Source organism: Streptomyces sp. NPDC024555 (genome assembly GCF_055559335.1).
Genome location: NZ_JBVHKV010000004.1, coordinates 446395 through 456931, shown reverse-complemented (window position 1 = coordinate 456931; position 10537 = coordinate 446395). Strand labels below are relative to the sequence as shown.

Here is a 10537-nt window from a genome sequence, read left to right as displayed (position 1 = left end):
GGGGGGCGGGGGGGCCCGGCGGGGGGGGGGGGGGGGCCCCCCCCCCCCCCCCCCCCCCCCCCGGCGGCCGCCCCCCCCCCCCCCCCCCCCCCCCCCCCCCCCCCCCCCCCCCCCCGCCTCTCTGTACGTCTGTACGTCCTACGGCGGAGGTCAGGCGGTCTGGTGGGCCAGCAGGGCCAGGGCGGCCAGCAGCACCACCATCAGGGCGATCAGCATCGCCGGGTTCAGCCCCGCGAACGGGCCTTGCTCCTGCTCCCTCATGCGGGCGAGGCTGGCCCGGCAGACGGGACAGCGCCCCTCGCTCACGGGCGCCGCGCAGCTCGCGCACACCAGTCGGTCATAGGTCATGCGCTTTCCTCCTCCCGCGCGGCGGAGCCGCACAAGCCTTCTCTCCGCACAACGCTCACGGAAACGCAACCGTTCCCCCTACCACTGTGCCAGCTCGCGGGGAATTCGGCTCGGCCCGCCGGATACCTCCCGGTCCGTTCCGCCGCACCGCCCGCCGGGCCCGCTGCCGATTCACCGTAAATCACCCATCCCGGGACGGGCGCCTGCACGCGTCAGCCCGGTTCGCGTATGGTCACGCACACCTACTCCCGGCCGACCGTGGTGCACCGTGATCCGATTCGACAACGTCTCCAAGACCTACCCGAAGCAGAGCCGTCCCGCTCTCCGGGATGTGTCGCTCGACATCGAGAAGGGCGAGTTCGTCTTCCTGGTGGGCTCCTCCGGCTCCGGCAAGTCCACCTTCATGCGCCTGATCCTCCGCGAGGAGCGGGCCACGACGGGCATGGTCCATGTGCTCGGCAAGGACCTCGCGCGCATGTCCAACTGGAAGGTGCCGCACATGCGCCGCCAGTTGGGCACCGTCTTCCAGGACTTCCGCCTGCTGCCCAACAAGACCGTCGCCCAGAACGTGGCCTTCGCCCAGGAAGTGATCGGCAAGCCGCGCGGCGAGATCCGCAAGGCGGTGCCCCAGGTCCTCGACCTCGTCGGCCTCGGCGGCAAGGAGGACCGGATGCCCGGCGAGCTCTCCGGTGGTGAGCAGCAGCGCGTGGCCATCGCCCGTGCCTTCGTCAACCGGCCGATGCTGCTGATCGCGGACGAGCCCACCGGAAACCTCGACCCGCAGACCTCGGTCGGGATCATGAAGCTGCTGGACCGGATCAACCGGACCGGCACCACCGTGATCATGGCGACCCACGACCAGAACATCGTCGACCAGATGCGCAAACGCGTCATCGAGCTGGAGAAGGGCCGTCTCGTACGCGACCAGGCGCGCGGCGTCTACGGCTACCAGCACTGAGCACCGAGCACTGAAAGGACGCCATGCGCGCCCAGTTCGTCCTGTCGGAGATCGGCGTCGGCCTCCGTCGCAACCTCACGATGACCTTCGCCGTCGTCGTCTCCGTCGCCCTCTCGCTCGCCCTGTTCGGCGGCGCGCTGCTCATGCGCGAGCAGGTCAGCACGATGAAGGACTACTGGTACGACAAGGTCAACGTCTCCATCTACCTCTGCGGCAAGGCGGACGCGGACTCGGTGGCGCAGTGCGCCAAGGGCGCGGTCACCAAGCAGCAGAAGGACGAGATCGAGGCCGATCTCAAGAAGATGGACGTCGTCGACAAGGTCATCTACGAGTCGTCCGACGAGGCCTACAAGCACTACCAGGACGAGTTCGGCGACTCCCCGATGGCGGGCAACATCACGCCCGACCAGATGCCCGAGTCGTTCCGGGTGAAGCTGCACGACCCGACGAAGTACAAGGTCGTCGCCACCGCCTTCGCCGGGCGGGACGGCGTGCAGTCGGTCCAGGACCAGAGAAGCATCCTGGACAACCTCTTCGGGCTGATGAACGGCATGAACGTGGCCGCGCTCTTCGTGATGGCGCTGATGCTCGTCATCGCGCTGATGCTGATCGTGAACACCGTCCGGGTGTCCGCGTTCAGCCGGCGCAGGGAGACCGGCATCATGCGGCTCGTGGGGGCCTCCGGCTTCTACATCCAGATGCCGTTCATCATGGAGGCCGCGTTCGCCGGTCTGATCGGCGGTGTGCTGGCCTGTGTGATGCTGCTGGCCGGCCGCTACTTCCTGATCGACGGCGGTCTCGCGCTCAAGGACAAGCTCAACCTGATCGACTTCATCGGCTGGGACGCCGTCCTCACCAAGCTCCCGCTGGTCCTCGCGATCGGGCTGCTGATGCCCGCCGTCGCCGCGCTCTTCGCGCTCCGCAAGTACCTCAAGGTGTGAGATGCGCCCCGTGGGGCGCGCGGCCAACCCGCCGTGCGCCCCTGGGGCGTTGTCCTAGACTCGGCGCCATGCCGGACCCCGAGCACCGTGTGGGGCCCCGCGGCCTGCGCCGCGGGGCGGCCCTGACGTTGGTCTTCGCGGGCGTGCTCGCCACCGCCGCCGCCACCGGCTCGCTGCCGCGCGGCGCGGACCGGGACACCGAGATCGAGGCGCGCTCCGTCGCGGCCGCCGCCGACGGGGACACCGTGGCCGACGCCGCCGCCCGCGCCGTGGCCGACGGCAAGTCCGGCACCGAGGCCGCCGAGGAGGCCGTCAGCCGCAGCGGGGACCGCTGGGGCGCGGTCTACGACGAGCGGGAGTACGAGGAGTTCGAGCAGGCCCTGGACGGTTCGTACACCGGGGTCGGGCTCGCCGCCCGGCGCACCGCCGACGGGCTGGTCGCCGTCGGCCGGGTCCACCCCGGCGGGCCCGCCGCCCGCGCCGGCATCCGCCCCGGGGACCTGCTGCGCACCGTCGACGGCCGCGGGGTCGACCGCCGCCCCGTCTCCGACGTGGTGGCGCTGCTGCGCGGCGACCGCAGCGGGGCCGCCGCCGGGAGCACCGTGGTGCTGGGCGTCCAGCGCGGCGACCGGACCCGGACCGTGACGCTGCGGCGGGCCCGGCTCACCACCGAGGCCGTCTCCGTGAAGTCCGCCGGCCCCGGCCGCGCGGCCCCCTCCGCCGCCGTCGTGATCGATGTGGACGCCTTCACCAAGGGCTCCGGCGAGGCGGTCCGGGAGGCGGTGCTGAAGGCCCCGGCCGGGGCCGGGATCCTGCTGGACCTGCGGGGCAACTCGGGCGGTCTGGTCACCGAGGCCGTCACCGCCGCCTCCGCCTTCCTGGACGGCGGCCTGGTCGCCACGTACGACGTGCACGGCGAGCAGCGGGCCCTGTACGCGGATCCGGGCGGCGACACCGGACGCCCCCTCGTGGTGCTCGTCGACGGCGGCACCATGAGCGCGGCGGAACTGCTGACCGGCGCGCTCCAGGACCGGGGCCGGGCGGTCACGGTCGGCTCCCGGACCTTCGGCAAGGGGTCCGTGCAGATGCCGAGCCGGCTCGCGGGCGGTTCGGTGGCCGAGCTGACCGTGGGCCACTACCGCACCCCGGCGGGGCACAACGTCGACGGCCGGGGCATCACCCCGGACCTCGCCGTCGGCGCGCGGGCCCAGCAGCGGGCCGAGACGGTATTGAGTGGCCTCGGGGGCGGGTCGTAGTGCGAAAATGGCCGCACTATGGCTAAGGAAAAAGACACCGGGCGCAAGATGATCGCGCAGAACAAGAAGGCGCGGCACGACTACACCATCCTCGACACCTATGAGTGCGGACTCGTGCTCATGGGGACCGAGGTCAAGTCGCTGCGCATGGGGCGGGCCTCGCTCGTGGACGGCTTCGTGCAGATCGACGGCGGCGAGGCCTGGCTGCACAACATCCACGTCCCGGAGTACGTCCAGGGGACGTGGACCAACCACTCCGCCAAGCGCAAGCGCAAGCTGCTGATGCACCGGGCCGAGATCGACAAGCTGGAGTCGAAGGTCCAGGAGACCGGGCACACGATCGTGCCGCTCTCGCTGTACTTCGTGAACGGCCGGGTCAAGGCCGAGATCGCGCTGGCGAAGGGCAAGAAGGAGTACGACAAGCGCCAGACGCTCCGCGAGAAGCAGGACACCCGGGAGACGAACCGGGCGATCGCGGCGGCCCGCCGCCGCCAGCGGAGCGCCTGACCGGCCGGCCTCCCCGGACCGGTGGCCGGGGCGGAGGGAATACGCTGGCATCCGTGCGCGTTGGTCACGTACGATGGCGGAGCACCCCACGGGGGTGTGCACCACCTTTGAAAAATCAACATGGGGATGATCGGTTTCGACAGCGGATGTCGAAGCAGGGGAAGCGAGTCGAGGAAGCGGCAATGATCTCGTAAACCATATGTCGCAACCAATAATCGCCAATTCCAAGCGCGATTCCTCCGCCTTCGCCCTCGCTGCCTAATTAGCAGCTAGCGAAGACTCTGCGGAGTGTCAGCCCGGGGGTGATCCCGACCCGGATCCTGGCATCATTCAGGGATCTAAACTTCTGAGCCCGGTCACGGGGTTCAGAAGGAAATCAAACAGTGACTGGGCCTGTCGGAGGCTTGTCCGTGTGACCTCCGGGGCCGAGAAAAGCGCAGCGGACTGCACTCGGAGAAGCCCTGGTTCCGCACCGTTGGACGCGGGTTCGATTCCCGCCATCTCCACAATTCCCATGTGAACGAGGACCCCGTTGCCACCGGCAGCGGGGTCCTCGTCGTACCGGGCCGCGTGCCGTACCGGGGCATCCCCGGACCGACCGGACGGTCCGGGTGGGGCCCGAGCCACGGTTGGAGAACAACTGTGTCACTCATGATGAACAACACCTGTCCTCCGGCTCGGACCCTCCGCGGGGTGCGCTACATTCGTAGCCCGGGTGCACTGTGCTAGGGGGCGCGTGGGAGTCGGGTGGGGGCCCGGTCCGACGGCGCACAGACGGAACAGTTGCGAGCACCCCAGGTTCTGAGTGGGGGAAGTGCGGACAACTGTGGACACCTGGCGTGAAGGGGCCCGTGCGGGACACACCCACGAGCCTAACGAAGTCACCATCCAGCTCGACGGAATCGGCCGGCAGCTCTCCGAACTCCTCCCCGAACCGAACACCGCCCCCGAGGGCGACGGCCCCGTCTTCGTCGACGAGAGCGGCCGCCGCGGCAAGACGCTCCGGCGGCTCGGCTGGGTCCTCGCCGCGATCTGCGTCGCCTACGCCGTGACCCTCGTCGTCGCCGTGCTCGGCGGCAGCTCCAGCGCCCCCTTCCTGCCGATCTCCGGCCAGGAGGAGCACCGCAAGGCGGAGGACGTGACGACCCCGGCCACCCCGGGCGCCGGCCAGGACGCCTCCTCCTCGCCCGACGCGACGCCCGGCGCCTCGCCCTCCGCCTCGCAGGGCGGCCAGGACGCGGCCGCCACCACCGGCACCGGCGCCGGCACCGCGACCTCCGGCCCCGCGGGCGGTACCACCGCCCCGGCCACCGGAGCCACGGCCACCGATCCCACCGGCCCCTCGGGCCGGCAGACCACCGGCGCCACGACGGGCATCGGCGGCGATCCGGGCGGCGGGACGTCCACCACGCCCCCGGCCGCCGATCCCACGCCTCCGGACGGGGAACCCACGCAGTCCACCGCGGATCCCGTGACCCCGACCGCCGAGAACCCCGAACCCCCTGTGCAACAGCAAGAAGGCGCCAGCTAGATGACCACCCCCGCCCCGCGGGTCAGGCACCACCGGAAGAAGCCCAAGCGGCGGCGCAGACTGCCCATGCGCTACATGCTGCCGCTGCTTTTCCTCGTTGCCCTGCTCGCGATGTTGATGCTGCGCGGCTATGTGCACAGCGAGATCCTCGCCGACTTCCGGGTCCAGCCCCCGGCGGCCACCGACCAGGTGCCCGAGCAGGTGATGGAGGGCGGGCCGGTCATCGACGCCCGCTCCACCACCGAGCCCGCCAAGACGCTCCGGATACCCGACCACCGCATCGTGCTGACCTTCGACGACGGCCCGGACCCGGAGTGGACGCCGAAGGTGCTCGACGAGCTGAAGAAGTACGACGCGCACGGCGTCTTCTTCGTCACCGGCACCATGGCCTCGCGCTACCCCGAGCTGGTCGAGCGCATGGTCAAGGAGGGCCACGAGGTCGGGCTGCACACCTTCAACCACCCCGACCTCTCCTACCAGTCCACCCGGCGCATCGACTGGGAGCTCTCGCAGAACCAGCTGGTGCTCGCGGGCGCCGCCGGCATCCGCACCTCGCTGTTCCGGCCGCCCTACTCCTCGTTCTCCGACGCCATGGACAACAAGTCCTGGCCGGTCACCCAGTACGTCGGCAGCCGCGGCTACCTCACCGTCGTCAACAACACCGACAGCGAGGACTGGAAGCGCCCCGGCGTCAAGGCGATCATCGACCGGGCCACGCCGAAGCACGGCAAGGGCGCCATCATCCTGATGCACGACTCCGGAGGCGACCGGTCCCAGACCGTCGCCGCGCTGGGGAAGTTCCTGCCGAAGATGCAGGAGCGCGGCTACACGTTCGCCAACCTCACCGACGCGCTCGGCGCCCCCAGCGCCCACACCCCGGTCACCGGCTTCGCGCTGTGGAAGGGCAAGGCGTTCGTCACCGCCGTCGACGTCTCCGAGCACATCACGGACGTGCTGGTCGTCGGCCTCGCCGTCATCGGCGTGCTGGTCTTCACCCGCTTCGGCCTGATGCTGGTGCTCTCCTTCGTCCACGCCCGCAAGGTCCGCAGACGGAACTTCCGCTGGGGCGAGCCGATGACCCGCCCGGTCTCCGTGCTGGTGCCCGCGTACAACGAGAGCAAGTGCATCGCCAACACGGTCCGCTCCCTGGTGGCCAGCGACTATCCGCTGGAGGTCATCGTCATCGACGACGGCTCCACGGACGGCACCGCGGACCTCGTCGACCGGATGCGGCTGCCCGGTGTCCGGGTGGTGCGCCAGCGCAACGCGGGCAAGCCCGCCGCCCTCAACAACGGCATCGCGCACGCCCGCCACGACATCATCGTGATGATGGACGGCGACACGGTCTTCGAGCCCTCCACCGTCCGCGAACTGGTGCAGCCCTTCGCCGACCCGGAGGTCGGCGCCGTCGCCGGCAACGCCAAGGTCGGCAACCGCGACTCGCTGATCGGCGCCTGGCAGCACATCGAGTACGTGATGGGCTTCAACCTCGACCGCCGGATGTACGACATGCTCCGCTGCATGCCGACCATCCCCGGCGCCGTCGGGGCCTTCCGCCGCGAGGCCCTCGGCCGGATCGGCGGCATGAGCGAGGACACCCTCGCCGAGGACACCGACGTCACGATGGCGCTGCACCGCGACGGCTGGCGCGTCGTCTACGCGGAGAACGCCCGCGCCTGGACCGAGGCGCCGGAGAGCGTGCAGCAGCTCTGGTCGCAGCGCTACCGCTGGTCGTACGGCACCATGCAGGCGATCTGGAAGCACCGCCGCGCCGTGATCGAACGCGGCCCCTCCGGCCGCTTCGGCCGCGTCGGACTGCCCTTCGTCGCCCTGTTCATGGTCGTCGCCCCGCTGCTCGCCCCGCTGATCGACGTCTTCCTGCTGTACGGGCTGGTCTTCGGGCCCACCGAGAAGACGGTCGGCGCCTGGCTCGGCGTCCTCGCCGTGCAGGGCGTCTGCGCCGCGTACGCCTTCCGGCTCGACCGGGAACGCATGACGCACCTGCTCTCGCTCCCCCTCCAGCAGGTGCTGTACCGGCAGCTGATGTACGTGGTGCTGCTCCAGTCCTGGATCACCGCGCTCACCGGGGGCCGGCTCCGCTGGCAGAAGCTGCGGCGCACCGGAGCCGTCGAGGCACCCGGCACCCCCCAGAGCCACGGACGGCGCAGCAACGACCGGAGGCCCGTCGCATGACGTACCCGAGCCACCCCCCGGCGTACCCCCAGCAACCGCACGGGGACGCGTACACCATGCCGCTGCGCGTGGTGCCGCCCCCCGCCGCGCCCGAGCCGGCCGCCACCGCGGAGACCGCCCCGGCGAAGCCGGGCCGCGACCGCTACCTCGACCTGCTGCGGGCCGTCGCGCTCGTCCGCGTCGTGGTCTTCCACCTCTTCGGCTGGGCGTGGCTGACCGTCCTGTTCCCGTCCATGGGCGTCATGTTCGCCCTGGCCGGATCGCTGATGGCCCGGTCGCTGTCCCGGCCCGCGTGGAGCGTCATCCGCAGCCGGGTGCGCAGGCTGCTGCCGCCGATGTGGGCGTTCGTCGCCGTCACCGTCCCGATCGTCTTCGCGCTCGGCTGGAAGCCCGTCCGCGAGGAGGGCATCTGGTGGTTCCTCAAGCTGGGCTGCTACATCCTGCCGGTCGGCACCCCGCCCTTCCCGTGGGAGAACGGCTCCGAGGGCGGCTTCCTGGAGACGTCCTGGGCCGAACAGGCCATGGGACCGCTCTGGTACATCCGCGCCTACCTCTGGTTCGTACTGGCCTCCCCGCTGCTGCTGAAGGCCTTCCGGAAGCTGCCCTGGGCGACCCTGCTGGCACCGCTCGGCCTCACCGCCGTGATCGGCACCGGTCTGGTCACCGTGCCGGGCACGTTCGGGGAGGGGCTGGTCGACTTCGCGGTGTTCGGCTCCTGCTGGATCCTCGGCTTCGCCCACAACGACGGACTGCTGAAGACCGTCCCGCGCTACCTCACGGTGTCGATGGCGGCCTTCCTCATGGCCTTCGCCCTGTGGTGGGCCTCCGGACACCTCACCGAGGAGGGCTGGAACCTCGACGAGATCCCGCTCGCCCAGTCCGCCTGGTCGCTCGGCTTCTGCGTGATCCTGCTCCAGTACGCGCCCTCCTGGCGGCAGCTCCCGGGCCGGCTGGCCGGCTGGGACAGCCTCGTCACCCTGGCCAACAACCGGGCCGTGACCATCTACCTCTGGCACAACCTGCTGCTGATGGCCACCTTCCCGCTGATCGACCGCCTCTGGGACGTGCCGTGGGTCGGCGACCACCTCGGTACGTACATCGACGCCTCGTACAACACCCTGGCGCTGATCCTCATCTGGCCGCTGATCGGGCTGATGATCGTCTCCGTCGGCTGGGTCGAGGACGTCGCCGCCAAGCGCCGTCCGCGCCTGTGGCCCAACGGCACCGCCCGCACCCGGGACCGCGCCGCGGCCTGACACCGTGCCTCACCGGGCCGGCACCGGCCCGGTGAGAGCAAGGTTGCCCACCGGTCACCTCGCGGCACCGCACCGAAACGCGCGCTCCCTAGCGTCGGGGACAACACCCCCGACGACCCGTGGAGGCACGTGATGGCTGGCCGTTGGATCGAGCAGTGGGATCCGGAGGACGAGACCTTCTGGCAGGAGAAGGGCGAGCGCGTCGCCCGCCGCAACCTCTGGTTCTCCGTCCTGTCCGAGCACATCGGGTTCTCCGTCTGGACCCTGTGGTCGGTGATGGTCCTGTTCATGGGACCCGAGTACGGCGTCGACCCCGCCGGGAAGTTCTTCCTGATCTCCACCGCCACCCTGGTCGGCGCCCTGGTCCGGGTGCCGTACACCTTCGCCGTCGCCCGTTTCGGCGGCCGGAACTGGACCGTGTTCAGCGCCCTCACCCTGCTGCTGCCCACGGTCGCCGCGCTGGTGGTGATGGAGCCGGGGACCTCGTACACCACCTTCCTGATCGTCTCCGCGCTCACCGGCATCGGCGGCGGCAACTTCGCCTCCTCGATGACGAACATCAACGCCTTCTTCCCGCTGCGCCACAAGGGCTGGGCGCTCGGGCTCAACGCCGGCGGCGGCAACCTCGGGGTGCCCGTGGTGCAGCTCGCCGGACTGCTGGTGATCGGGACGGCCGGGGCCGCCCACCCGCGGATCGTGCTCGCCGCGTACATCCCGCTGATCCTGGTGGCCGCGGTGTGCGCCGCGCTCTTCATGGACAACCTGGCGCCCGTGCGCAACGACACCGGGGCCGCGAAGGACGCCGTGCGCGACGGGCACACCTGGATCATGGCGGTGCTCTACATCGGCACCTTCGGCTCCTTCATCGGCTACAGCTTCGCCTTCGGGCTCGTCCTGCAGACCCAGTTCGGGCGCACCCCGCTCCAGGCCGCCTCGCTGACCTTCGTCGGCCCGCTGCTGGGCTCGCTGATCCGGCCCGTCGGCGGCCGGCTCGCCGACCGGTACGGCGGCGCCCGCATCACCCTGGTGAACTTCGCCGCGATGGCCGCCGCGACCGGCGTCGTCGTCTACGCCTCGGGCATCGCCTCGCTCCCCGTCTTCCTCGTCGGCTTCACCGCCCTGTTCGCCCTCAGCGGCCTCGGCAACGGCTCGACGTACAAGATGATCCCGGGCGTCTTCCACGCCAAGGCGATCGCCCGGGGACTGCGCGGCGAGGAGGCCGCGGCCCAGGGGCGGCGGGTGTCCGGGGCGGCGATGGGACTCATCGGCGCGGTCGGGGCGCTCGGCGGACTCGCCATCAACCTGGCCTTCCGCCAGTCCTTCCAGAGCGCGGGCACCGGAACGGCTGCCTTCTGGTCCTTCCTCGCCTTCTACGGGGTGTGCTCGGTGCTCACCTGGGCGGTATACCTTCGCCGCGCCCGGACCGCACCCGCCACGCCCCGGCTCGGCTACGCCGAGGTCTGAGACGACGGCACGATGTCAGGTGACGTAACGGGCGGGAAATACGGGTGAACCGAGCCTGTCACGCTTCGTTGGCAGGCTCGGAC

At 70.7% G+C, this 10537-nt stretch carries 9 protein-coding genes and 1 other RNA gene; 9 read left to right on the top strand and 1 reads right to left on the bottom strand.

The genetic code is table 11. The features are described 5' to 3' along the window. Positions 1–150: 150 nt before the first annotated feature. The gene (locus ACZ4FH_RS09695) at positions 151–348 is read right to left on the bottom strand and encodes a hypothetical protein (protein WP_383640961.1); all 198 of its coding nucleotides are present in this window, start codon (positions 346–348) and stop codon (positions 151–153) included. A 268-nt stretch (positions 349–616) separates the two neighbouring features. On the opposite strand from ACZ4FH_RS09695, the gene ftsE reads away from it, so the two are divergent. The 9 genes from ftsE to ACZ4FH_RS09650 all read left to right on the top strand — a co-directional run bounded on the left by ftsE (position 617) and on the right by ACZ4FH_RS09650 (position 10454). Next, complete coding sequence (gene ftsE, locus ACZ4FH_RS09690; protein ID WP_383640958.1) at positions 617–1306, top strand: cell division ATP-binding protein FtsE; 690 nt, start codon at positions 617–619, stop codon at positions 1304–1306. 23 nt (positions 1307–1329) lie between these two features. Continuing rightward, positions 1330–2247: a permease-like cell division protein FtsX gene (gene ftsX / locus ACZ4FH_RS09685; RefSeq protein WP_467303539.1), complete on the top strand. Its 918-nt coding sequence runs from the start codon at positions 1330–1332 to the stop codon at positions 2245–2247. Between the two features lie 68 nt (positions 2248–2315). Continuing rightward, a complete protein-coding gene (locus ACZ4FH_RS09680) occupies positions 2316–3503 on the top strand; it encodes a S41 family peptidase (protein ID WP_467303537.1) in 1188 nt (395 codons plus the stop codon). A gap of 18 nt (positions 3504–3521) precedes the next feature. Further along, positions 3522–4010 (top strand): SsrA-binding protein SmpB, encoded by a 489-nt coding sequence (gene smpB / locus ACZ4FH_RS09675; protein ID WP_383640949.1) that lies wholly within the window; start codon positions 3522–3524, stop codon positions 4008–4010. Positions 4011–4132: 122 nt separating this feature from the next. Then, positions 4133–4519, top strand: a transfer-messenger RNA (tmRNA) gene (gene ssrA / locus ACZ4FH_RS09670). Positions 4520–4836: 317 nt separating this feature from the next. After that, on the top strand, positions 4837–5541 hold the full coding sequence (locus ACZ4FH_RS09665; protein WP_467303535.1) for a hypothetical protein: 705 nt from the start codon (positions 4837–4839) through the stop codon (positions 5539–5541). After that, positions 5542–7734: a glycosyltransferase gene (locus tag ACZ4FH_RS09660; protein WP_467303533.1), complete on the top strand. Its 2193-nt coding sequence runs from the start codon at positions 5542–5544 to the stop codon at positions 7732–7734. Next, positions 7731–8990 (top strand): acyltransferase family protein, encoded by a 1260-nt coding sequence (locus ACZ4FH_RS09655; protein WP_467303531.1) that lies wholly within the window; start codon positions 7731–7733, stop codon positions 8988–8990. Before ACZ4FH_RS09660 ends, ACZ4FH_RS09655 begins: the two co-directional genes overlap by 4 nt. A 132-nt stretch (positions 8991–9122) precedes the next feature. After that, entirely contained in the window at positions 9123–10454 is a 1332-nt protein-coding gene (locus ACZ4FH_RS09650) for a nitrate/nitrite transporter (RefSeq protein WP_467303530.1), read from the top strand. Positions 10455–10537 lie beyond the last annotated feature (83 nt).

What these genes read in the sequence shown, in the direction of transcription:
- ACZ4FH_RS09695 (WP_383640961.1), bottom strand. Translation starts at nt 348, where the DNA reads ATGACCTATGACCGACTGGTGTGCGCGAGCTGCGCGGCGCCCGTGAGC.
- ftsX (WP_467303539.1), top strand. Translation starts at nt 1,330, where the DNA reads ATGCGCGCCCAGTTCGTCCTGTCGGAGATCGGCGTCGGCCTCCGTCGC.
- ACZ4FH_RS09680 (WP_467303537.1), top strand. Translation starts at nt 2,316, where the DNA reads ATGCCGGACCCCGAGCACCGTGTGGGGCCCCGCGGCCTGCGCCGCGGG.
- smpB (WP_383640949.1), top strand. Translation starts at nt 3,522, where the DNA reads ATGGCTAAGGAAAAAGACACCGGGCGCAAGATGATCGCGCAGAACAAG.
- ACZ4FH_RS09660 (WP_467303533.1), top strand. Translation starts at nt 5,542, where the DNA reads ATGACCACCCCCGCCCCGCGGGTCAGGCACCACCGGAAGAAGCCCAAG.
- ACZ4FH_RS09655 (WP_467303531.1), top strand. Translation starts at nt 7,731, where the DNA reads ATGACGTACCCGAGCCACCCCCCGGCGTACCCCCAGCAACCGCACGGG.
- ACZ4FH_RS09650 (WP_467303530.1), top strand. Translation starts at nt 9,123, where the DNA reads ATGGCTGGCCGTTGGATCGAGCAGTGGGATCCGGAGGACGAGACCTTC.